Source organism: Pararhizobium polonicum, assembly GCF_001687365.1.
GTDB lineage: Bacteria > Pseudomonadota > Alphaproteobacteria > Rhizobiales > Rhizobiaceae > Pararhizobium > Pararhizobium polonicum.
Window position 1 is genome coordinate 80,953 of record NZ_LGLV01000017.1, and the last position, 23,556, is coordinate 104,508.

A 23,556-nucleotide genomic window follows, 5' to 3' on the forward strand; every position below is an offset into this window, starting at 1 on the left:
TCGGAGATTCTGTCTCCGGCCGTTTTCATGCGTTCAGAGAATGCCGATCCGTTTCAGGATCGTCCAGGCCAGTCCCATCGACAGCAGGATGAACAGCCCGGCGATCAGTGTGCCATGAACGCCCTCTGCAAGCGGCAGGCTGCTGGTGTTCATGCCGAAAAAGCCGGTGACCAGCGTCGGCGGCAGAAGGAAGGCCGTCATCAGCGACAGGATGTAGAGATGGCGGTTGGTCTCGGAGGAGAGCTTGCTGTCGATCTCTTCATGCAGGAGGCGCGCCCGCTCCTGCAGCGCGAAGACATCGCGATCGACCGCTTCCAGCCGGTCCGACATGCGTTCGGCCACATCGATGAAGCCTGGGGGCACCTCGTCCTCCTCCGACGTTGCGGCTCGCCGCAACAGCGCCAGCAGCGTGCGCAGATGCCGGTGCAGCCGCACGGCGGTTCGTCTCAGCGGCGCCAGGCGCGGCTGGTGATTGTGGCCGGCCTCGCCATAGACGTCGTCCTCGATGACGTTCAATTCCTCGGTCAGTTCGAGCACCAGGCTGATCAGCGTGCGCTGGAACTCGACGACCATCATTTCGAACAGGTCGATCGGCCGGGCGCAGCGGGCATTCTTCTCGACGGCGGCTTTGACACGGTCGATGCTGCGCAGCGGATGCAGCCGCGTGGTGATGATGATCTTTTCGGTAACGGCGAAATGCAGCCAGCCGATGGTTTTCGTTTCCGCGTCGAAGGTGCGCTCGAAATCGACCAGCGTGCCATAGACCATGTCGTCGGAGATGGTCACGGCGGCCTGCGTATCATGGCTGACCAGTGTCGAAAGCGCTGCTTGCGGCAGGGTGGCGATGCGTTCGATGAGAGCTGGGGTGCGCGCGTCGCTCAAGGCCAGATGCAGCCAGACCCAGCCTTCGCCCTCCAGCAGCGCGTCGATCGACGAATCGGCGGCGATCCGCGTACAGCGGCTTTCGCCCGGCAGGAAACGATAGGCCCAGACGAGCCCCGGTATTTCAGTCGAGATCAGATTCATGTGGCATGGTTCCGGGAGGAGGCCAGACTTCGCTGTATTCGGGTTTCATGACAGTTTTGTTACAGCGCTGCCCGCAAGCCGCAATAACGTCCTCGCGCAATCGAATATTGACGTTTACGTAAAAATCAATAATTTCTCGGTCAACGAATGAGCCATTGCTGGACTGGTAGGCGGCAATGTTGTCATGTGACTGCGGGAGGAGACGATATGTACAAGGCGCCGGTGGACGAGATCCTGTTCACGCTCAAGCATGTGGCCGGTCTGGGCGAGGACCTCGCCAATGGCATTTTCGGTGATCTCGACGACGATCTCGTCGATGCGATCGTCGGTGAAGCGGGCCGTTTCGCCACCGATGAGGTCGCGCCGCTCGCCGATATCGGCGACAGACAGGGCTCGACGCTGACCGACGGCACTGTCAGATCGCCGGACGGATGGCGGGATCTCTATCATGCCTGGGCGGCGGGCGGCTGGAACAGCCTGACGGCGCCGGAAGAGTTCGGCGGCCAGGCCCTGCCGCATATGCTGCATATCGCCGCGATGGAACTCTGGAATGCGGGTTCCATGGCCTTTGCCCTGGCGCCGATGCTGACGATGGGCGCCGTCGACGCGCTGGAAAAGCATGGCTCCGACGCCCTGAAATCGGTGTTCCTCGCCAGAATGATCTCCGGCGAATGGACCGGCACGATGAACCTCACCGAGCCGCATGCCGGCTCGGACCTCGGCGTGCTGAAGACCCGCGCCGAACGCCGCGACGACGGTACCTACCGCATCTTCGGCCAGAAGATCTTCATCACCTGGGGTGAGCACGACCTGACCGACAACATCGTCCATCTGGTGCTGGCCCGCCTTGCCGGAGCGCCGGAAGGCACGCGCGGCATCTCGCTGTTCCTGGTGCCGAAATTCCTCGTCAACGACGATGGCTCGCTCGGTGCCCGCAACGATCTGTTCTGCCATTCGATTGAACACAAGCTCGGTATCCATGCCTCGCCGACCTGCACCATGGTCTATGGCGACGGCCGGTTCGGCGACGAAAAGGGTGCTGTCGGCTATCTCGTCGGGGAGGAAAACAAGGGCCTCAATTGCATGTTCACGATGATGAACAACGCCCGTCTCGCCGTCGGCACGCAAGGCGTCGCGATCGCCGAAGCAGCCACCCAGCACGCCCTGAATTATGCCCGCGAACGCACCCAGGGCAAGGCGCCGGGCTGGAAGGGTGCGGGCATGAGCCCGATCATCGAGCATCCGGATATCGCCCGCACGCTGCTCACCATGAAGGCGGTGACGCAAGGTGCGCGCGCCATCACCTTCGCCTGCGCCCGCGCGGTCGACCGGGCGCATGTCGCTGAAGGTGATGCCGCACGCTATTGGCAGGAGCGCTCCAGCCTCCTGACGCCGATCGCCAAATCCTTCGGCACCGATGTCGGCGTCGATGTCGCCTCCATGGGTATCCAGGTTCACGGCGGCATGGGTTTCATCGAGGAAACCGGAGCCGCGCGTTATCTGCGGGATGCCCGCATCGCGCCGATTTATGAAGGCACCAATGGCATCCAGGCAATCGATCTTGTCACCCGCAAGCTGCCTTTGTCGGACGGTGGCCATGTGCGCGGCTTTATCGCCGAACTGAAGGCTGTTGCCGAAGAGGTCGGCGCGTCAAATCTTGCCGGTTTCGGCGAGACCGGCCGCCGGCTTGAGGACGCGCTCGCCGATCTGGAAGAGGCAACGGAGTGGCTGCTTGCCCGGCTCGCCGAAGGTAAGACCGCCGAAGCCCTTGCCGGTGCGACCGCCTATCAGCGGCTGTTCGGCCTGACGCTGACCGGCGTTTATCTCGCCAGGGGCGGGCTGGCGGACGCGGGCGATGGCGGCCGCGATGCTCGTATCGCGCTCTGCCGCTTTGCCGCCGAAAACCTGATATCCGAGACGGCGACGCTGAAGGACCGCATCGTCAACGGCGCGGCAAGCCTTGCCGCCGCCCGCATCGCTTTGGCCTGAAGGAGACTATCATGACCGACGACGTTCTGATCGAGCGGCCCGAAGCCTATCCGGGCGTTCAGGTCATCCGCTTCAACCGGCCGGCCAAGAAGAATGCCATCACCCGGGCGATGTACGCCAAGATGGCCAATGCGCTCACCGTTGCCGGAACCGACGATGCCGTTCGCGTCACGGTCTTTCTGGGAACCGAGGGCTGCTTTTCGGCCGGCAACGACATGGCCGATTTCATGGCCTTTGCCATGGGCGGGACGATGGGGCAGGAGGTGCTCGATTTCCTGCGCGCGCTGGCCGGGGCGGCCAAGCCGATCGTTTCCGGAGTCGATGGCCTGGCGATCGGTATCGGCACTACCATCCACCTTCATTGCGACCTGACGATCGCCTCGGCGCGCTCGGTGTTCAAGACGCCCTTCGTCGATCTGGCGCTGGTGCCGGAGGCGGCCTCCAGCCTGCTCGTTCCCCGCATTGCCGGTCACCAGCGGGCTTTTGCGCTTCTGGCCGCCGGCGAAGCCTTCACCGCCGATGAGGCGCAGCAGGCCGGTCTGATCTGGAAGATCGCCGGTGCCGAAGCGATCGAGGAGGAGGTGCTGGCGCTGGCCGCCAATCTCGCCAAAAAGCCGCCGGAAGCCCTGCGCATCGCCCGCCAGCTGATCCGCGGCGACCGTTCCGACGTTCTGGCGCGCATCGATGAGGAGGCAAGGCACTTTGCCGCGCAATTGAAAAGCGCGGAAGCGCGCGCTGCTTTCGAAGCTTTCATGCGCCGCTGACGCCGGCAAAGCGGCCGGTGCCAGGAGTTTGTAAGCGCTCCGCCTTGCCGGATGGCAGGCTGCGCCCCATATTGCCAGCAGTTGCGTGGAGGAACGCGGCATCGGGAGCATGCCGGCAAACCAAGGATTCGTCCATGCGGTCGCATTTCAAGTTTTCCCTCTCCGATATGCTCCGGCAGCACCGGCGCTGGGAAAAGACACTGCTGAAAGCCGTCAAAGTCACCCGCAAGGCTGTCGCGTCCGCCGCGCAGGCGCCAGCGGCCATCAAGCCGAAAGTCGGCAGCAGGCTTGAGGAGGTGGCGAGTTTCGGCAGCAATCCCGGCCGTCTGCGCATGCTGCGATATGTCCCGGCCGACCTGCCGAAGAAATCGCCGCTCGTCGTGGTGCTGCATGGCTGCCATCAGACGGCGGAAGCCTATGATCGCGGCAGCGGCTGGTCGACCCTGGCACGCGAGCGCGGCTTTGCCGTCGTCTATGCCGAGCAGAAGCGCTCCAACAACGCCAATCTCTGTTTCAACTGGTTTCGCCCCAGCAACGTCACGCGCGATCGTGGCGAGGTGATCTCGATCCGCCAGATGGTCGCCAAGATGGCGGCAACGCACGGTATCGACCGCAAGCGCGTGTTCGTGACCGGCCTTTCGGCCGGCGGCGCGATGGCATCGGCGATGCTGGCAACCTATCCCGACGTCTTCCGCGCCGGCGGCATCATTGCCGGGTTGCCCTACGGCGCCGCGCGCGACGTTCACCGGGCTTTGGCCGCCATGAAGGCCGCGCCGCAGCGCACCTCGCAGGAATGGGGCGATCTCGTGCGCGCCGCATCGCCGGTGAAGCGCGATTTTCCGGCGGTCTCCATCTGGCACGGCACCAGGGATCACACGGTCTCGATTTCCAACGCCGACGCACTGCTGCAGCAATGGCTTGATGTGCACGGTCTCGAAAGCGGGGCTTTCACTGAGAGCGAGGTGGATGGCCATATCCGCCGTGTCTGGAAGGATGCCTCGGGGAGGATCGCGGTCGAGCTCTATCTGGTCGAGGGCATGGGACACGGGACGCCGTTGAAGCCGAGGCCTGCATCGCGGGCAAAGGCCGACACGCCCGGCCCGTTCATGCTGGATGCCGGGATATCCTCGTCCATGCATCTGGCGACCGTCTGGGGATTGAAGAAACCGGCCTTGCTTTCAGCCCTGAAACAGGCGGCGGAATAGACGGAAAACCCTTAAAATCGTAGGCTTTCCGGTGATGAAATTTTAACCCTGCCTTAATTGCGCGCCGATATGGTTCGGCCTGTCACAGGCCCGGCGTGCCCGGTTCCTGACGGGCCCGCATGAGGCGTGCCGTCTTAGCCCGCCGTGGCATGTTCCTCATTCCCGCATTCTGGAACGGTCCTGCGCCCGGCCGCCGATCCCGTTTGCGGACCAGATCGAGCCTCCGCCCGGCCGCAGAAGCCGCGCCGCAATAGGGAACTCTGCCTTGTCCAAAAGATCGAACCTGATGACGCGCATCCTTGCCGCTGCGTCCTTCGTCGTTGTTGCCGCCTTTGCCGGCTTTTCCTTTTACATCGACAGTCTCCAGCATGAGGCGACGACACGCGCCGTCGAGGAGAATATTTCCTCCTCCGGCAAGCAGGCCGCCCAGAGCGTTGCCAACTGGCTGAACGGCCGCGTCACGCTGACCGCCATGGCCGCGAATGCCGCAGGCAATGCCACCGATCAGGCCGCCCTCGAAGGTGCGCTCAAGAACGACGTTCTCGTCAAGGAGTTCATCAGCACCTATGTCGGCGACGAGAGCGGCAAATTTACCAGCTGGCCGGATCTGCCGCTGCCGGCCGATTATGACCCGCGTCAGCGCCCGTGGTATCAGCAGGCCGTCAAGGCCGATACCGGCGTTCTCACCGACCCCTATGTCGACGCATCGAGCGGCAATCTCACCATTACCGCGGCCGTTCCGGTCAAGCGTGATGGCAAGCTGATCGGCATCGCCGGCAGTGATTTCTCGCTCAAAACCCTCGTCGATATGATCAAGTCCGTTGATGTGGGCGGCGAAGGCTTTGCCTTCCTCGTCAACAAGTCCGGCCAGATTCTCGTCCATCCGGATGCCAAGCTCGTCAGCAAGACACTTGCCGATGCCTTTCCGGCCTCGACACCGTCGATCGGTTCTGCGGTTATGCAGACCGAACTTGACGGCAAGCCGATGCTGGTCAGCTTCCTGCCGGTCGCAGGCCTTCCGTCGGTCGAATGGTATGTCGGTTTCGCCGTCGACGCCGATGTCGCCTATTCCGCCATCGGTCAGTTCCGGATCGCCGCCACCATCGCCACGCTTCTGGCCGTCGGCGTGATGATCGCCTTCCTTGCAACCCTGCTCAGCCGTCTCGTCATCCGCCCGGTAACCGATATGACCGGTGCCATGGAACGGCTGGCTGCCGGCGACCTGAAGGCCGAAATTCCCGGCCAGGAGCGCCGCGACCAGATCGGCTCGATGGCCGCTGCCGTCGCCGTCTTCCGCGCCAATGCCATCGAACGGGCGCGTCTCGAAAGTGAAGCCGAAAGCGGACGTTCGCTGTCGGAGCAGGAGCGCCACGAACGCGAAACCCTGAAGGCGAAGGAAACTGCCGATATCCAGCAGGCCGTCGAAGCGCTGGCGACCGGTCTCGGCCGTCTTGCCGATGGCGATCTCGGCTACCGTATCTCCATCCCCTTTGTGGCCCATCTCGACCGTTTGCGCGCCGACTTCAACAACTCCGTCGCCAAGCTGCACCATGCACTTGAGGCCGTCGGGGCCAACGCCCGTGCCATCGACGCCGGTGCCGGCGAAATTCTTCATGCCGCCGACGACCTCGCCCGCCGGACCGAACAGCAGGCCGCCTCCGTCGAGGAAACCGCCGCCGCACTCGAACAGATCACCACGACGGTCAAGGACAGCGCCCGCCGTGCCGAAGAGGTCGGCCAGCTGGTCGCCCGGACCCGCGCCGGTGCCGAAAAGTCCGGCGAAGTCGTGCGCAATGCGGTCAACGCCATGCAGGGCATCGAGAAATCCTCCGGCGAGATCAGCAATATCATCGGCGTCATCGACGATATCGCCTTCCAGACCAACCTGCTGGCGCTCAACGCCGGCGTCGAGGCGGCCCGGGCCGGGGACGCCGGCAAGGGCTTTGCCGTCGTTGCCCAGGAAGTGCGTGAACTGGCCCAGCGCTCGGCCAATGCCGCCAAGGAGATCAAGGCGCTGATCACCACCTCGGGCGATCAGGTGCGCGCCGGCGTGGCGCTCGTCGGCGAAACCGGCCAGTCGCTGCAGACGATCGTCTCGGAGGTCCAGGAGATCAACACCCATATCGGTGCGATCGTGACCTCCACCCGCGAACAGTCGACCGGTCTTCAGGAGATCAACGCGGCGGTCAACACCATGGACCAGAGCACCCAGCAGAACGCCGCCATGGTCGAGGAACAAACGGCCGCCAGTCACGGCCTCGCCTCGGAAGCCGCGGCCCTCAACGATCTGCTCGCCCAGTTCAACATCGGCGAGCCAGCGGCGAGGCAGCCGGCGTATGGGCGTCGCGCGGCATAAAAACACGATCTGCTTGTATATTCCCCTCGAAACGCGAGCTTCGAGGGGAACACTATTTGCAGTACGACCGTGCGAGAGGATCACCGTCGGGGGGAACCCGTGCTTGAATTGTTGATATGGACGACCGGCGGCCATATATTGAGGGCATGATGAGCACGGTACTCGTAAACAGAATTGTTCCGGCCGATTTCCCCGAGTTGCGTCTGCTTGCCTGGAATCGCGACGTCACGTGCCCGATTCCACCCGAAGAAGCCTTTGCCCTCTATGAGCGCAATTGGCGCTTCGTCGATACCGCGCATCTGACGGTTGAAGAAAAGCAGTTGATCGAGAACCTGACGAGCCAGTTCGGCGCGGGCCACATTCTTTTTTCCTGACCGCCTTCTCCTTGGCCGGACGATCCTGCATCATGGTTCAAACGCACCGCAGGACGCCATGCTCAAATTTGCCCGTGCCGAACATCAAATCATTTCCGAAATGCTCGGAGCGATGAATCGCGGTTTTCTGCTGGACAACAAATGCTGGTTTGGCGGTGGAACCGCAATCGTTCTCAAATTGGGTGAATACCGGCAATCGATGGATATCGATTTCCTGTGTTCGGATATCGACGGGTACCGCAGGCTGCGCATGGCGGCAATGAGCGATGGCATCGGGGCGCTTTTTTCGTCGAAGGTCGAAAGCCTCCGGGAGGTCAAAGCCGATCAATATGGAATCAGGGCGCTCCTTCGTTACAACGGCCAACCCATAAAGTTCGAGATTGTGCGGGAAGGGCGTATTGAGATCGATGGTTTTCTCGATCAGGAGCTTGGGGTGCCGATCCTTGCTCCCGCGGATATGTTCGCTGAAAAGCTGCTTGCCAATGCCGATCGCTGTATGGATCCCGCGGTGAATTATCGCGATGCGCTCGACATCGGCATGCTCATCAAAGGTTTCGGCAATATACCGAATACGGCGCTTGCAAAGGTGGACCGGGCTTACGGCGCGGACATCGAAAAACGGGCGGTCTGGGTCGTCAATCGCCTTTGCGATCTGGACGAACTCCGGCGCGCTTCGGATGCCGTGCAGATGAAAAATGAAACGGCCCTTGAGGCGATCGGTTTCTTCAGGGATGAATGCCGCCGCATCTGGCCTACGGCATCCATCGACACGCCGTCGTCCGTATCGCCATCCTGACGTCCGCTCTGATGTTTTCAGCCCTCTACTTCTCCAGCGTCGCCACAACTTCCACATGCGAGGACCACAGGAACTGGTCGATCGGAGTGACGGAGGTGATGCGGTAGCCTGCGTCGACGAGAATGCGCAGGTCGCGCACCAGCGTCACCGGATTGCAGGAGACGGCAACGATCTTCTTCACGCCGGAGCGGGCCATTTCCTTCGTCTGGGCTTCGGCGCCGGCGCGCGGCGGGTCGAAGACGATGGCGTCGTAGACCTTCAGTTCCGAAGCCATCATCGGCCGGCGGAAGAGATCGCGTTTTTCCACCGTCACCGGCTTTAACCCTTGCGTGTTGCGCGCGGCGAAATCCAGCGCCTTCAGCGGCTTGTCTTCGCTTTCGACGGCATGGACACGGGCCTTGCGGGCCATGCGCAGCGAAAACGTGCCGGAGCCGGCAAAGAGGTCGATGACGCGCTTGGCCTTGCCGAGATGCGCCAGCACCAGCTCGGACATCGCTTCTTCCGCGGGCTTGGTCGCCTGGGTAAAGCTGCCGGGCGGCGGCGAAACCGATACACCGCCGAAATCGAGAACGGGCTTGATCGGCTCGACCAGGATCTCGCCATTGAGGCTGAGACGGGCAACGCTCTTCTGGCGCAGAACGGTTTCGATCGCCATGCGGCGCTGCCGGTCGTCCATCGCCTTGATGCCCTCGAAGGATAGATCGAGGCCGGAGAGGGTTTCGAGCACCGTGATGCGGAAGGGTTCGGCATTGACCGCCATTGCCTCCGCGACCGTCCGGATGGTGGCAAGCCGCGACACGATGCCGGGGCTTGCGATGGGACATTCCGATATCGAGACGATGTGATGGGTCTCAGGCTGGTTGTAGCCGAGCAGCAGCTCTTTTTCGGTGCGCCGTGCGGTAAACACGGTGCGCCGCCGCTCGCCGGGATGAGCAAGCACCAGCGGCGCGACATCTACTTGTAGCGCCTTCGATTTCAGCGCGTCGAGAACCAGCTGCCGCTTGAAGTCCTGATAGAGGCTGTCGCTGGCATGCTGCAGGCTGCAGCCGCCGCAGGTGCCGTTTTCGCCTTCAGGCCCGAAATGCCGGCATTTCGGTGCGACACGCTCGGGCGAGATCTCGGACATCGACATCACCGTGCCCTTGTCCTTGTTGACGGCCAGCGCCACGGTTTCGCCGGGCAGGGTGAAGGACACATAGACCGGCCCGAACGGGCCACGGGTGATGCCGTCGCCGGATTGGCCGATCTTCTCGATGGTCAGCGTCTCGGTGCTCATGCGTCTTCATCCAACGGGGCGTCGTCGTCCAGCGGCTTGCGGCCGGCCAGCAGATATTCCTCATTGCCGTCACCGCCGGAAATGGGCGAGGGGATGAGGCCGAGGCTCGTCCAGCCCATATCCTCGATGAGCCAGCGCTCCAGTTCGGCAGCGACCGCGGGCGCGCTTTCGGGATCCTTGAGCAGGCCCGCCTTGCTGATCGCCTCGCGTCCGGCTTCGAACTGCGGTTTGACGAGCAGGATGCAATGGGCGCCGGGCTCGGCGAGGTCGAGCGCCGGCGGCAGAGCCAGCTTCAACGAGATGAAGGAAACGTCGGACACGATGAAGGAGATGGCATGACCGTCGAGATGATCCTCGTCCAGCACACGGGCATTCAGCCCCTCGATGTTGGTGACGCGCGGATCGGCCTCCAGACGCGGATGGAACTGGCCGTGGCCGACATCGACGGAGATGACGTGCGCGGCGTCATTGTGCAGCAGGATTTCGGTAAAGCCGCCGGTCGAGGCACCGATATCCAGACAGTCCAACCCCGCGGGCGACAGCTTGAAATGTTCGAGGCCCGCCTTCAGTTTCAGCGCCGCGCGCGAGACATAGGCCTGGACCGGATCGTCGATGGCGATCGTCACGTCCTCGGGAAAGGTGGAGCTCGCCTTGACGACGACGCGGCCGTTGACGGTGACGGTGCCACGCTGGATCGCATCGCGGGCGCGCGAACGGCTGGCGACGAGCCCCAGGTTCAAAAGCAGCTGATCGAGGCGGACGGTTGTTTTAGGTTCGTTTGACATGGGGTCTCATGGCGTGTTGCGAACTCTGTTGCAAGTCTCCTGGCGCATCACAGCAAACTTAAACGAATATTAAGCCAAACGATGCAGGTTTCCTCAGCGGGCAAAGCCTATCAAGATCGGCCATGATGGTAATGGTCTTTTTGCCGGCCCCGATGATTTCCCCCGATATTGAAGCTAGTCGTCCGTTCGTTCGCGCGGCGTCGATCGCCAATCTCTGCTTGCCGTGGCGCTGCCCGCCGAAGGATCTTTCGCGATGTTGAAAAAACTCTCCCTGAACCGCAAGCTCGGCTTCACCTTCGCCGGTCTCATTCTGATCTTTCTGGCCGTGTCCGGCATCGTTCTCTCCAAGGCCAATCTCTCGGTCGACGCCTCCGCCCGGCAGAATGCCTCGCAGCGGCTGACCGTGCTGATCGACGATGCGATGCAGGGCATGCTCGAGCAGGCAGTCAATCAGCGCGGCTTCCTCCTCCTGCGCAGCGACAGCACCTATGGCGACGTGGCCGTCAACCGCGAGCGCATGGTCAAGGCCATTGCCGATGCCAAGGCTCTGGCCGCGGCCGAGCCTGAGATTTCCAGGCAGCTTGACGCCATGCAGGCCGCCGCCGATGTCTGGTACAACGAACTGGCCCGTCCCCAGATCGAGGCCGCCCGCACCGCCGACAAGCCTCTGGCCGAGATCATCGAGATCGGCCGTAATCTCTCCAAGGGCCAGCTCGATACGTTCCGCGGCGTGGCCGCCAAGATCAAGGCCGATGCGGCTGCGTGGTCTGAGCTGCAGACGGCCGAGCAGGCTGCCTCGATCAGCGCCGTTCGCCTGACGCTGATAATCGGTGGCCTTGCTGCAACGCTGGTCGCCGCCCTGCTGGCCTGGGCCCTGTCGCGCGGCATCGTTCGCCCGATCGTCGATATGACCGGCGCGATGGGCCGCCTGGCCGGTGGCGATCACGACATCGCCGTTCCCGCGCTCGACCGCACCGACGAAGTTGGCCGCATGGCGCAGGCCGTGCTCGTCTTCAAGCAGGCGGCGCTCGAAAATCTCAGGATCACCGGTGAAGCCGAACAGATGCGCAGCGATGCCGAAACCGGCCGCCGCCTCAGCGATGCGGAAAAGGCGCGCGAACGCGATGCCATGCTGCAGGCAACGTCCAGCCTCGGCAATGGTCTGAAGCGGCTTGCCTCCGGCGATCTCGGGTTTCAGCTGACCGAACCCTTCGCCGGCGATTTCGAAGTCCTGCGTCAGGATTTCAACCGCTCCGTCGCCCAGTTGGCGGAAACGCTCGCTGCCGTCTCTGAAGCAGCGGGCTCGATCGACAGCGGCACGCGCGAGATCAGCCAGAGTTCGGACGACCTGTCCCGGCGCACCGAGCAGCAGGCGGCTTCGCTGGAAGAAACCGCGGCAGCGCTCGACCAGATCACCGTCAATGTCTCCAACTCCTCCAAGCGGGCCGATGAGGCCCGTGACGTCGCGGTGCAGGCCAATGCCAGCGCTGCCAAATCCGGCGCTGTCGTCGCCAATGCGGTCGATGCCATGCGCCGCATCGAGGAATCGTCCAGCCAGATCGCCAATATCATCGGCGTCATCGACGAGATCGCCTTCCAGACCAACCTGCTGGCACTGAATGCCGGGGTTGAAGCCGCCCGTGCTGGCGATGCCGGCAAGGGGTTCGCCGTTGTCGCCCAGGAAGTGCGCGAGCTGGCCCAGCGCTCGGCCAAGGCCGCCAAGGAAATCAAGGACCTGATCCGCAATTCGAGCGTCGAGGTCGAGGGCGGCGTCAAGCTGGTGCGCGAAACCGGCGAGGTGCTGAAAGCCATCGAGACCCATGTGGTGACCATCAACCAGCATATGGACGCGATCGCCACCTCGGCGCGCGAACAGTCGGTCGGTCTCGCCGAAGTCAATACGGCGGTCAACCAGATGGACCAGGTGACGCAGCAGAACGCCGCCATGGTGGAAGAGACCAATGCCGCCAGCGCGACGCTGGCCAACGAGGCAAGCCGCCTGCGGGAGCTGATTTCCCGGTTCGTGCTCGGCAACGGCGCCGGCACGGCGGCATTCCACGCACCCCGCCGCGCCGCCTGATATCGGCGTATCCGGCTTTCCGGGGGGCTGGCGTATTGCGACGAGACGAAAATGATGGATTGCTAAAATTGTACCGGTGACGGCAGCGGGAGAGTAGCGATTTTGTCCTATGGATATCCTGATCGCGCATGTCGCGGTCACGGCGACCTTGGGGATCAGCGATGCGCGGCCAGCGGGAGAACAGAATTGACCTTTTGAGAGGTCTGTCGCTTCTGTTGATCTTCATTGGCCATGCGGAATTCACGTTTTCGGCGACGTTCCAGCATGCGCGCGGTTTTTCCGACGCCTCGGAAATCTTCGTGCTGCTGGCCGGCATGTCCTCGGCTCTCGCCTACTATCGTCCCGATGCCGGGCTGCAGCTGCAGCGTCCCTGGAAGCGGGCGTTCCGCCTCTATCTCGTTCATCTCACGCTCTTTGCGATCATGGCTGCGGTATCGGCGGCCGTTCTGGGCATCCTCAGTCAGCCGGCATCGGCCGTCGATATGGCGGATTTCTGGAGGACTCCGTTTCGGCACGGGCTTCAGGCCTTGTCTCTCGGCTATATGCCCGGCAATCTCGATATTCTGCCGATGTATGTCGTGCTGCTTCTTCTGGTTCCGTTTGCCCTTGTGCTGCACGACCGGTCGAAGGGCGTTCTTCTGGGGCTTTCCTGCCTCGTCTGGTTCGTCGCGGGGCTCGGCCATATCAATCTTCCGAATGCCGCCCTCGAAGGACATGTCTGGTATTTCGACCCGCTGTCGTGGCAATTCATTTTCGTGATCGGGCTGTGTCTTGGCGTGCGCATCCGGCAGGACCGGATTGTTCTGCCCTACAAGCGGCCGGTCTTCGTCGCGGCCGCGCTTTTTGCTGCGATCGCGATCCCCGTCAATCTGGCGATATATCTGGGTTTCATGCATTCGCCGTTTGGCGATCTTCATCACCAGCTGGCTTCCAAGACCAATGGCGGCCCGTTGCGGATCATCAATGTATTGGCGATCCTGTATCTCGCCTGGAATATACCGGCTGTCAAAACGGCCGCCGATCACCCCGGCCTGCGGCTGCTCTGCATCGCCGGCCGTCACAGCCTTCCGGTTTTCTCCGCCGGCATTCTGCTGTCCTTCGGGACGATGGTGCTGATGAAACTGAGCCCCGGAACGCCGCTTTGGCGGCAGTTGCTGCTGCTTGCCGGTGGCTGTGCGTTGCAGCTGGCGGTCGGTTGGGTCCTTGAGAGCCGCAAAAGCAGCAAGGTTCTCACAAGGCCGTCCGCCACCACGCCGGCAGCCGCCATGTCCGCACCTTGAGCGTCAAATGATCATGCCGGGAAAGTGCCGAGCCTTGCGGGCGTCGGTTGTCCTAACCAGCCACGCTCGTGCCGATGCCCACTTCCTTTTGACCCAATGTCCTGAACACCGTCGAGACGATGCCGGCGCGGTCGAGACCGGCTTTGACATACATGGCCTCGGGCTTGGCCTGTTCCATCCAGATATCGGGAAGAACCAGCGGGCGGATCTTCAGGCCGTTGTCGAGCAGGCCCTCATGGGCAAGGAACTGCATGACATGGCTGCCGAAACCGCCGACAGCGCCTTCCTCGATGGTGATCAGCACCTCGTGATGCCGGGCCAGCTGGCGGATCAGGTCGTGATCGAGCGGCTTGGCGAAACGGGCATCGACGACGGTGGTCGAAAGGCCTGCGGCATCGAGGTCTTCGGCGGCAAGCAGGCAATCGGCCAGACGCGTGCCGAAGGACAGCAGCGCCACCTTCGAACCCTGTTTCATCACCCGGCCCTTGCCGATCTCAAGGATCTGGCCGCGCTCGGGCATTTCGACGCCGATGCCTTCGCCGCGCGGATAGCGGAAGGAGATCGGGCCATTGTCATAGGCAGCGGCGGTGCGCACCATATGCTTGAGTTCCGCCTCGTCGGCTGCCGCCATGACGACGAAGCCGGGCAGGGTGGCAAGATAGGTCGTGTCGAACGAACCGGCATGCGTCGGCCCGTCTGCACCGACAAGACCGGCGCGGTCGATCGGGAAACGCACGGGCAGCCCCTGGATCGCAACGTCGTGCACCACCTGGTCGTAGCCGCGCTGCAGGAAGGTTGAATAGAGCGCGCAGAAGGGCTTGTAGCCTTCCGAGGCAAGGCCCGCCGCGAAGGTCACCGCGTGCTGCTCGGCAATGCCGACATCGAAGCAGCGGGACGGGTGGGCGAGCGCGAACTTGTCGAGGCCGGTGCCGGACGGCATGGCGGCGGTGACGGCAACGATCTTGTCATCGTAACCGGCTTCCTGCGTCAGCGCTTCGGCAAAGACCGATGTATAGGCCGGCGCATTCGGCTTGGCTTTTGCCTGCGCGCCGGTGATGACGTCGAAGGTGTTGACGCCGTGATATTTGTCGGCGGCAGCTTCGGCCGGCGGATAGCCCTTGCCCTTTTGCGTCACCACATGGATCAGCACCGGGCCCTTGGAATTGTCGCGCACATTGCGCAGCACCGGCAGAAGGTGATCGAAGGAATGGCCGTCGATCGGGCCGATATGGTAGAAGCCCATTTCCTCGAACAGCGTGCCGCCGGTGACGTAGCCGCGCGCATGTTCGACGGCGCGGGTGATCGCCCGGTCCACCGACTTGCCGAGATAGGCCGTCAGTTTCTTGCCGAGTTCGCGGAAGCCCATATAGGTGCGGCCGGAGGCCAGACGCGCCAGATAGGCGCTCATCGCGCCGGTCGGCCGGGCGATCGACATGTCGTTGTCGTTGAGGATGACGATCAGCCGGGCGTCGAGCGCGCCGGCATTGTTCAGCGCCTCATAGGCCATGCCGGCCGACATGGCGCCATCGCCGATGACGGAAATGACATTGCGGTGTTCGCCGGCAAGATCGGCGGCGACGGCCATGCCGAGGCCGGCCGAAATCGAGGTCGAGGAATGGGCGGCGCCGAAGGGGTCGTATTCGCTTTCGGCCCGGCGGGTGAAGCCGGAGAGGCCGTTTTCCTGGCGCAGCGTGCGGATGCGGTCGCGGCGGCCGGTCAGGATCTTGTGCGGATAACACTGGTGGCCGACGTCGAAGATCAACCGGTCATGCGGCGTGTTGAAAACCTTGTGGATGGCGATCGTCAGTTCGACGACGCCGAGCCCCGCGCCCAGATGCCCGCCGGTGCGCGACACCGCGTCGATCATCTCGGTGCGAAGTTCCGCTGCCAGTTGTGGCAGATCCTTGTCGTCGATTCTCTTCAAATCGTCGGGATAGGTTACCTGATCGAGAAGAGGGGTCGCCGGCATGGGATTGACTGGCAGTTGTGTCACGCTGAAAGGCCTTCGTTCTCGTGGCTCTGAACAAGCCCCGATTGCAAGTGTGGGTGTCCGCTGGGACCCGCGTCTTTAAACACAATCGTTATGGATTGCAAAAGCGGGTTTTCTTGCGGCGCAGACCGGGAGTTTACCGAATATTACCGTTCCGGCAAAGGGATAAACTCTTCCGTGTCCCCCGGCACGATGTCGAACCGGCCGGTGCGCCATTCTTCCTTGGCCTGTTCGATTCGTTCCTTGGATGAGGAAACGAAATTCCACCAGATATGCCGGGCTGAACCGAGGGCCGCGCCGCCGAACAGCATGATATGACAGCCCATCGGACCGGCCGTGATCGTGATCGGATCGCCGGCCCGCAACACCAGCAGCTGGTTGCTGGCAAAATGATCCCCGGCGATGATCGCCTCGCCCTCGAGGATATAGAGCGCGCGTTCTTCCCACTCGGCTGCGAATGGCGCGCTCTTTCCCGGTTCGATCCTCAGGTCGACATAGATCGTGTCCGAAAACACCGAGACCGGCGATGTCATGCCTTCGAACTGGCCGATGACGACGCGGCCTTCCAGTCCGTCCGTGTTGAAGGAGGGCAGGTCGCGCTTTTCGGTATGGGCGAAGATCGGGGCGATTTCCTCATATTGGTCCGGCAGCGCCAGCCAGGTCTGCAACCCGGAAATCGACTGCGGTTTGCCGCGCAGATTTTCCGGCGAGCGTTCCGAATGCACGATACCGCGCCCCGCCGTCATCAGGTTGAGGTCTCCCGGCGCGATGACCATCTCGGTGCCGAGACTGTCGCGATGCTTGATTTCGCCGTCGAACAGATAGGTGACGGTCGAAAGCCCGATATGCGGATGCGGCCGCACGTCCAGCGCCTGGCCGGCCTTCAGAAGCGCCGGGCCCATGCGGTCAAAGAAGATGAACGGCCCGACCAGCCGCCGCTTGGCCGTCGGCAACGCCCGGCGTACCTGCAGATTGCCGATATCGCTGGTGCGCGGAATGATCAGATGCTCGATCGCATCGCACGCCGGCGCATCGCCGGCTTCGGGGTCGTTTCCGGGAAAGAAGGACATGGGTGGTCTCCTGAACCGCTATTGGCCACGGAGACTATAGTATGAAATCGCTCTGTGTGAGGCTGATTTTACCTAAAAGCCCGATACCGAGATCGGCGACACCATCACCGTTCGAATCGAGTTGCACATAGGTGTTGTTGCCGGAAACGACGCTGCGGACCTCTCCCGCTTTGCCGTGGAAAGTGCCAGATCCGATAAAGGAATAGGCCGAGCCTTCATGCAGGAAGTGTATCTTGTCGCCGTCCTTCTGGTTGAAGTCTGTGATGAGGTCTCGCCCCGCCGCTGTGTTTGGCGATTCAGAGATATTTCCGAAGACGAAATGATCAGCACCGCTACCGCCTGTCAGCCTGTCGGCACCCTTGTTTCCTGTCAGTATGTCGTCGCCATCGCCGCCGCGTAACCGATCGTTTGCCCGACCGCCGGTCAGGATATCATCGCCGTCGCCGCCGGTGATCAGCAATGAAGCCTTGGCTTCGGTGACCTTCCCTGTTTTGGGGTCCTTGAAGTATCCTTGAGCGATCAGGGTGTCGTTGGCATCAAGCTTTCTGCCATCGATGGATAGCGCTTCGGTGGTCCCGATGATGATACTGGTTTTATCGCCGCTGTCGGACTTGCTGACGACCTTCAATTTTTCGATGCCGGTGATCTTCGGGCCAAGAGTGGTGTTTCGTCCTTCCGAGACAAGGATCGTATCGATACCGCCACCGCCGATGATGGTATCGCTCGCGTTCAGCCCGCTTTCCAAAGTCTTGTTGTTGACACGCGAAAAGTCGAAAATATCGTTGCCCATGCCTCCGGTCAGAAATTCCTTGCCGGGCGAGCGGACGGCAATGTGCACCGAGTATTTGGCATCCGTCAGGTTTGAGGCGTCAACTGTCACCGTCCCACCCAGGCTTCCCTCGCGGTTTCTGATCAGCAGCCGACCGTTTGCATCGTGGTTGTTTTTCAAGAAATTCTGGCTGACTTCAAAAGCAACATTGCTGTCGCTGAGGTCGACGATTTCGATGCTGGATATCGTGGCGGAATCAAGAACGCCTTTCGGAATTTCACGTCCCAAAAGCTGGATGGTATCAGTGCCAGCCCCTCCTGAGATCAAATCTTTACTGCGACCGGGACTCCAATAGTAGGCCGAGACAATAAAGGTGTCGTTTCCCTCGCCACCGAACATCCTGTCGCTACCGGGTTTGCCATGGAACATCGACTTGATTGTATAATCACCTGCAAACAGGCTGGTGTCGCCGATGAACACGTCATTTCCTAGCCCACCGGAAAGCCAATCGTCCCCGTTTCCACCAACCAGTATGTCATTTCCCTTGCCACCGGATAGACGGTCATTGGCCGCTCCACCGATCAGGATGTCCCCCGCGTTGCCGCCCGTGACGTTGAGGATGCTATCTTGAGACTTCAAACTCGATCCATCGACGATCAGCTTCCCATTGACGGCGGCCGCAGCATTTTCCGAGCCATAGTTGCTATCTGTCGTGATCTTGATCGCGTTGCGGCCCTTGTACCAACCGCTATAGCCGAAATCGATCGTGCGAGATTGTCCTGCGAGCAGATCCGTGATCAGGATGTTTTCGACATTTTTGACATTCGTAAGCGTGGTGAAGCCGTTGGGGTCGGTTTTGTCGCGACCGTTCTTGGTCGTCGTGCGGCCTGCCCCAACAAGCACGATGGTGTCGGTTCCCGCTCCACCGTCGATCCCGTCGTTTATTAACGAGTTGGCGTAGTAGATGAATCTGTCGTTCTTGGCGCCGGTCCGCAGCTGATCGTAGCTCTCCTCTTCCCTGCCGCTTTCAAAAATGTATCCCGTGGATCCATAAATATCGAACGACATATTGGTGACCGCAGATGCATTGAGCTGCAAGCTCGCTTCATCGAGGCCAATAGCGGAGGCATCGATTGTGAAGCGGGAAACTGTGTTTGTCTTGAAGACGTTGTTATCGAAAGTGAGCTTGAATCCGGCAGCACTTGACCCATTGTAAGGGTCCGAGAGCAGGGCGATACCTCTGACTTTGGAAAAGGTGGGCCAGTTGGCACTGGAAACGGACCAAGTGTAGCCAATGTCATTGACAAGCGCGAGCGCGTTCTTACCGCCGCCGCCATCGACCTTATCGGTTTTGCTCATATAGCCGGACCAGAAAAAGAAAAAATCATCCTCGTTGCCACCGACAAGACGATCGACGCCTGCGGTGCTGTAAAAATAGGCCATGCAACTGCCCCTCTAGGCCGGCACGATCTTCCTATGGGCTGGCAGCGAGGCTGATATCCATTGAAGCGAACCGAATACCGTCAAAAATATAATTTAATCAACGATAACTAAGGTCGGTACGCAATTTCTGTCAAGCCGAAATACAACTTTTCCGCGCGATTTATTCTCCGTCGAGCGGCTCCACGCCTTGCGGTTTGCCGGCCCGGTCGAGCCTGATCTTTTCGATGCGGTTTTCGGCGGCGCCGAGCAGCGCCTCGCAATGTTTCTTCAGCGCTTCGCCGCGTTCGTAGATCTCGATCGATTTGTCGAGCGCCACGTCGCCGCGTTCCAGCGCCGAGACGATGGCTTCCAGTTCCTCGACGGCCTTTTCGAAGGAGAGCGAGGATACGTCGATCTGGGGGGCAGTTGTCATGGTCATCCTCTCATCAGGCGGTAGATGTGCGTGCCGGCCGATTCGGCCAGGGCTTGGAGATCGTAGCCGCCTTCGAGCAGGCTGACGATGCGGTTGTTGGCGGTCTTGCCGGCAAGATCCAGAAGCTTGCCGGTCGCCCAGTCGAAATCGTCGGCGACGAGATTGATCTGCGCCAGGGGATCGCGGTGGTGGGCGTCGAAGCCGGCGGAAATCAGGATGAAATCCGGGCGGAATTCGTCGAGTGCGCTGAGCACCCGCGTCTTGAAGGCCTCGCGAAAATGGTCGCTGCCGGTATCGGGAGACAAGGGGGCGTTGACGATGTTGCCGGCACCCGTCTCGGTCTTGGCGCCGCTGCCGGGATAAAGCGGCATCTGGTGCGTCGAGCAGAACAGCACCGACGGATCGTCCCAGAAGATATCCTGCGTGCCGTTGCCGTGATGCACGTCCCAGTCGACGATGGCGACGCGCTCGGCGCCGTGCCTTTGCTGCGCATGGCGGGCGGCGATGGCAATGTTGTTGAAGAAGCAGAAGCCCATCGCCTTGTTCCGCTCGGCGTGGTGGCCGGGCGGGCGCGACGCGACGAAGGCATTGTCGGCCTTGCCGGAGAAGACCGCGTCGACAGCCGCGACCGCGCCGCCGATGCCGGTCAGCGCTGCCTGCAGGCTGGCAGGGCTGGCATGCGTATCGGCCTCGAAGGAGTTGATGCCTTCCTCGGGGATAACCGACATGACCGTGCGCAGATGCTCTTCCGGGTGAGCGAGCAGCACCAGATCCTCGTTGCCCTGCGGCGCCTCAAGTCGTGACAGCGGCGAAAACCGCTCATGCTCCAGCGCAAGGTTGAGCGCCTTCAGCCGGTCGGGCCGCTCCGGGTGACCTTCGGGAACCTTGTGTTCCAGAAAGATCGGATTTTCGAACAGGATCGTGGTCATGGCGGGAACCTATGGCTTCGGGGATGCAAGGTCCATGGCATAGCGCATGCAATTGCGGCGTTTTCAACAGCGCGGGTCGATCAGGACCTTGCCGCGGCGGCCGGTTGCTTGCTGGTGGGCAAGCGCCTGGGCGAGGCATGACAGAGGATAGGTGGCAGCGATGCCGCTTTGCAAGGTGCCGTCGCGAACACCGTCGAAACATGTTGCAAGTGCCGCTTCCAGTGCCGCACGGCCGGCGGCATGGACGAAGGACCGCAGCCAGAGGAAGGAAAACCGCACATCCGGCCGTGCGGCCGTTGCTAGAGGCGCAATCGGCACGCCGCTCAGGGCGCCATATTGCAGGAAGAGACCGCCTCCCGCCACGTTCCGGCGCAGCAGCTGTTCACCGATATCGCCGCCGACGGCATCGACCACCGCATCGAGTTCGAGATCGCTGCCGGGATATCGGCCCCCGGTCATGATGATGTCGATACCGGAAAATGCGCGCAGGCTCTCGGCCGTCTCCTCGCTGCGAACGATCGCGGTGACCTGTGCACCTTCAGCCGTGAGTGTCTTTACCAGCATCCGGCCGATCGCCGATCCGGCCGCCGTGATCGCGATCCTGCGGCCATCCAGCCGGGAGCCGCTGCCAAAATGCGCCTTCAGCGCCTCGACCAGGCGCACTGTCGTCATCGGGTTGACGTAGGAGGTCGCAGCCTGCTCGTTCGACAGATCGTCCGGCACGGCAAAGCACCATTCGACCGGGCGCAGAAGAAAAGCCTGCCAGAGACCGCTGGCGCCAAGCGGCAGCACGCGGTCGCCGGGCTTCAGGGCGGTGATATCAGCGCCGATCCGGCTGACGGTTCCGACGCCTTCGAAGCCGGGGACAAAGGGAAGGACGGTGCGATTGCTGTAGGCACCCGTCACCGGAATGAGATCGGACGGATTGATCGCCGCCCGCGCGACAGCGATCTCCACCATTCCCGGTCCGGGGGCAGGGCGCGGGAGGCTGGCGAGCCGGATCACATCCTCCGGCCTGCCATATTCGCGCACCCAGGCTGCGGCATGGTCCGTCATGCGAAGCGGTCAGGCGCGCTGCGGCAAGAGCGGATAGCCGGCCAGAACGGCGCGGGCTGCCAGCGTTGCGATCACGGCCTTGATGACATCGCCCGGAATGAAGGCAAGAGAACCGGTCGCAACGGCTGAAAGCGGCGTGCCGGTGATTGCTGTCACCCACGGCATGCCGATGGCATAGAGCACGCCGATGCCGCCGATGACGGAAGCGATGAAGAAGCCGGCGAACTGCCTGAGCTCGCTCTGGCCATCCTTGACCAGCCGCTCGGCGATCAGGCCGGTGACGAAGGTGGCAACGATCCAGCCGAGGACGAAGCCGCCGGTCGGGCCCTGGATGACGGCAAGACCGCCACGGCCGCCGGAAAGAACCGGCAGCCCGATGACGACCAGCAGCACCAGCAGCACATAGGCGAGCGCGCCGCGCTTGGCGCCGATGATGCAGCCCGCCAGCATCACACCCATCGACTGCGCCGTGATCGGCACGGGAATGAAGCCGAGCGTGACCGGGGGGATGAGGCCGAGAACCACGATGATCGCGGTGAAGAGGGCAATGAGAACGAGGTCTCTGGTGGTCATGGCAAGTCCTTTGTCTATCGCTGTTTATGCCTGCATTCGGCCGGAGCCGGAAAAACGGTTGAGAAGCCGGAAGGCCTCTCCGTCATCAAATGCGCGTTTCGCGCGGCCGCCGGAAGCCGCGCGCGTCGATCGCCATGGCGATCGTGTCGGCGTCCTTCAGCGTCAGGATGATCAACGGCGCAAGGATCGTCAACGGCCGGACCTTCAGTCCGCGTGCCCGGTGCGCTTCGCGGATCGACTGATAGTGGTTGAAGATATCCGGCACGAAGCGCAGCACCAGCCCGAAGGCGAGCCCGACATCGGCGGCCCGCACGAGACCGAGGCGATCGAGCGGCTGCAGCAGCCGGGTGATCTCGTCGATGAAATCGCCGGTCGCCGTCGTCGCCGTCACCGCGCCGGCAAACAGCACGATCGCCATCAGCCGGAAGAAACTTTCGGCGGCCTCGCGCAGCGACGTGAGATAGGCCGTCGCGATCAGCAGGATCAGGATGGTGAAAAGGATGGGTTTCAGGCGGGAAACGGCCTCGCGAAACGCAAGGCCCGTGGTGAAATAGATCAGGGCGGCGATGACGAAGGCAGGGATCAGAATGAAGAGGGAGGAAACGGCATAGAGCGCCAGCCCGCAGACCAAAAGGATGGCGAGCTTCATCCGCACCGACATCCGGTGAAGCGGCGTTGTCCCCTCGACATTCAGCCCGTTCAGCATCCCGCCACCGCATGATAGGCGCGGATCGCCTCCTGCGCCGGGCCGTCAACGACAAGCCTGCCCTCGTGAAACAGAAGCACCCGCTCGAACTGTTCGATCAGCGGCAGGTCGTGGCTGATGACGATACTGTGCTCGTCAAGTCCGGTGATGGTGGTTTCCACCAACCGGCGGTTTTTCAGGTCCAGCTGGTTGGTCGGCTCGTCGAGAATGAGAATGCCGGGGCCGGTGACCAGCACGCTGGCGATGGCGACCAGCTGCGTCTCGCCGCCCGACAGCTCGTGCACCCGCCGTTTGGCCAGATGCGGGATGCCGAACCGCTCCAGAACGGCAGCTGTCCGGCGCTCGATTTCGTCGGCCTTCAGTCCACGGTTTTTCAGCCCGAACGCGATGTCCTCATGCACGATCGGCATGATGATCTGGTGCTGCGGATTTTGAAAGATGAAGCCTGCCGCCGCCAGCGTCGCGCTTGCGTCGCGCACGGTATCCAGCCCGTTGACGGTCACCTGGCCGGTGGTCGGTTTGACCAGCCCGTTGATCAGCCGGGCAAAGGTGGTCTTGCCGGAGCCGTTCAGCCCGATGATGCCGATGCGGCGCTCGGTCAGTGTCAGCGTCAGTGGCTGAAGAACCATGCGCCCGCCAAAACTGACCGATGCACTGGAAAAGCGTATGTCCAATCC

20 protein-coding genes are annotated in these 23,556 nt (G+C 62.2%); 8 read left to right on the forward strand and 12 right to left on the reverse strand.

Annotation, left to right across the window (positions count from 1 at the left end; translation table 11 throughout):
* Nucleotides 1–33: 33 nt before the first annotated feature.
* Nucleotides 34–1,026 carry a transporter gene (locus tag ADU59_RS24365; protein WP_068957469.1) on the reverse strand — a complete coding sequence of 331 codons (993 nt, stop codon included), beginning with the start codon at nucleotides 1,024–1,026 and terminating at the stop codon, nucleotides 34–36.
* Nucleotides 1,027–1,233: 207 nt separating this feature from the next.
* On the opposite strand from ADU59_RS24365, the gene ADU59_RS24370 reads away from it, so the two are divergent.
* The 6 genes from ADU59_RS24370 (at nucleotide 1,234) to ADU59_RS24395 (ending at nucleotide 8,510) form a co-directional block, all read left to right on the forward strand.
* Nucleotides 1,234–3,015, forward strand: coding sequence for an acyl-CoA dehydrogenase family protein (locus tag ADU59_RS24370; RefSeq protein WP_068957471.1), 1,782 nt, complete (start codon nucleotides 1,234–1,236; stop codon nucleotides 3,013–3,015).
* 11 nt (nucleotides 3,016–3,026) lie between these two features.
* Nucleotides 3,027–3,779 (forward strand): crotonase/enoyl-CoA hydratase family protein, encoded by a 753-nt coding sequence (locus tag ADU59_RS24375; RefSeq protein ID WP_068957473.1) that lies wholly within the window; start codon nucleotides 3,027–3,029, stop codon nucleotides 3,777–3,779.
* Between the two features lie 134 nt (nucleotides 3,780–3,913).
* Nucleotides 3,914–4,984 (forward strand): extracellular catalytic domain type 1 short-chain-length polyhydroxyalkanoate depolymerase, encoded by a 1,071-nt coding sequence (locus ADU59_RS24380; protein WP_068957475.1) that lies wholly within the window; start codon nucleotides 3,914–3,916, stop codon nucleotides 4,982–4,984.
* 265 nt (nucleotides 4,985–5,249) lie between these two features.
* A complete protein-coding gene (gene mcpU / locus ADU59_RS24385) occupies nucleotides 5,250–7,340 on the forward strand; it encodes a methyl-accepting chemotaxis protein McpU (protein ID WP_068957476.1) in 2,091 nt (696 codons plus the stop codon).
* Nucleotides 7,341–7,489: 149 nt separating this feature from the next.
* On the forward strand, nucleotides 7,490–7,714 hold the full coding sequence (locus ADU59_RS24390; protein ID WP_068957669.1) for a hypothetical protein: 225 nt from the start codon (nucleotides 7,490–7,492) through the stop codon (nucleotides 7,712–7,714).
* A 112-nt stretch (nucleotides 7,715–7,826) separates the two neighbouring features.
* Nucleotides 7,827–8,510: a nucleotidyl transferase AbiEii/AbiGii toxin family protein gene (locus ADU59_RS24395; RefSeq protein ID WP_244506507.1), complete on the forward strand. Its 684-nt coding sequence runs from the start codon at nucleotides 7,827–7,829 to the stop codon at nucleotides 8,508–8,510.
* A gap of 25 nt (nucleotides 8,511–8,535) precedes the next feature.
* Here the strand turns inward: ADU59_RS24395 and ADU59_RS24400 are convergent, their stop codons facing one another.
* Together ADU59_RS24400 and ADU59_RS24405 are read right to left on the reverse strand one after the other, a co-directional pair.
* Nucleotides 8,536–9,786, reverse strand: coding sequence for a class I SAM-dependent RNA methyltransferase (locus ADU59_RS24400; protein ID WP_068957480.1), 1,251 nt, complete (start codon nucleotides 9,784–9,786; stop codon nucleotides 8,536–8,538).
* A complete protein-coding gene (locus ADU59_RS24405) occupies nucleotides 9,783–10,571 on the reverse strand; it encodes a TlyA family RNA methyltransferase (protein WP_068957481.1) in 789 nt (262 codons plus the stop codon). Before ADU59_RS24405 ends, ADU59_RS24400 begins: the two co-directional genes overlap by 4 nt.
* A gap of 253 nt (nucleotides 10,572–10,824) precedes the next feature.
* Here ADU59_RS24405 and ADU59_RS24410 point away from each other — a divergent pair, with 253 nt between their 5' ends.
* Nucleotides 10,825–12,651, forward strand: coding sequence for a methyl-accepting chemotaxis protein (locus ADU59_RS24410; RefSeq protein ID WP_068957483.1), 1,827 nt, complete (start codon nucleotides 10,825–10,827; stop codon nucleotides 12,649–12,651).
* 161 nt (nucleotides 12,652–12,812) lie between these two features.
* Complete coding sequence (locus tag ADU59_RS24415; RefSeq protein ID WP_158515763.1) at nucleotides 12,813–13,931, forward strand: OpgC family protein; 1,119 nt, start codon at nucleotides 12,813–12,815, stop codon at nucleotides 13,929–13,931.
* A gap of 52 nt (nucleotides 13,932–13,983) precedes the next feature.
* Here the strand turns inward: ADU59_RS24415 and dxs are convergent, their stop codons facing one another.
* From dxs to ADU59_RS24460, 9 genes are all read right to left on the reverse strand, one after another.
* Entirely contained in the window at nucleotides 13,984–15,900 is a 1,917-nt protein-coding gene (gene dxs, locus ADU59_RS24420; protein WP_068957487.1) for a 1-deoxy-D-xylulose-5-phosphate synthase, read from the reverse strand.
* Nucleotides 15,901–16,067: 167 nt separating this feature from the next.
* Nucleotides 16,068–16,991, reverse strand: coding sequence for a pirin family protein (locus tag ADU59_RS24425; protein ID WP_068957489.1), 924 nt, complete (start codon nucleotides 16,989–16,991; stop codon nucleotides 16,068–16,070).
* Between the two features lie 34 nt (nucleotides 16,992–17,025).
* A complete protein-coding gene (locus ADU59_RS24430; protein ID WP_068957491.1) occupies nucleotides 17,026–19,203 on the reverse strand; it encodes a calcium-binding protein in 2,178 nt (725 codons plus the stop codon).
* A gap of 160 nt (nucleotides 19,204–19,363) precedes the next feature.
* Complete coding sequence (locus ADU59_RS24435) at nucleotides 19,364–19,615, reverse strand: exodeoxyribonuclease VII small subunit (protein ID WP_068957493.1); 252 nt, start codon at nucleotides 19,613–19,615, stop codon at nucleotides 19,364–19,366.
* A gap of 2 nt (nucleotides 19,616–19,617) precedes the next feature.
* Nucleotides 19,618–20,544 (reverse strand): histone deacetylase family protein, encoded by a 927-nt coding sequence (locus ADU59_RS24440; protein WP_068957495.1) that lies wholly within the window; start codon nucleotides 20,542–20,544, stop codon nucleotides 19,618–19,620.
* Nucleotides 20,545–20,607: 63 nt separating this feature from the next.
* The gene (locus ADU59_RS24445; protein ID WP_068957497.1) at nucleotides 20,608–21,600 is read right to left on the reverse strand and encodes a zinc-dependent alcohol dehydrogenase family protein; all 993 of its coding nucleotides are present in this window, start codon (nucleotides 21,598–21,600) and stop codon (nucleotides 20,608–20,610) included.
* 9 nt (nucleotides 21,601–21,609) lie between these two features.
* A complete protein-coding gene (locus ADU59_RS24450) occupies nucleotides 21,610–22,173 on the reverse strand; it encodes a biotin transporter BioY (protein ID WP_068957499.1) in 564 nt (187 codons plus the stop codon).
* An 85-nt stretch (nucleotides 22,174–22,258) separates the two neighbouring features.
* A complete protein-coding gene (locus ADU59_RS24455; RefSeq protein ID WP_068957501.1) occupies nucleotides 22,259–22,879 on the reverse strand; it encodes an energy-coupling factor transporter transmembrane component T family protein in 621 nt (206 codons plus the stop codon).
* Complete coding sequence (locus tag ADU59_RS24460) at nucleotides 22,873–23,553, reverse strand: energy-coupling factor ABC transporter ATP-binding protein (protein ID WP_068957504.1); 681 nt, start codon at nucleotides 23,551–23,553, stop codon at nucleotides 22,873–22,875. The genes ADU59_RS24455 and ADU59_RS24460 overlap by 7 nt, the downstream gene beginning before the upstream one ends.
* Nucleotides 23,554–23,556 lie beyond the last annotated feature (3 nt).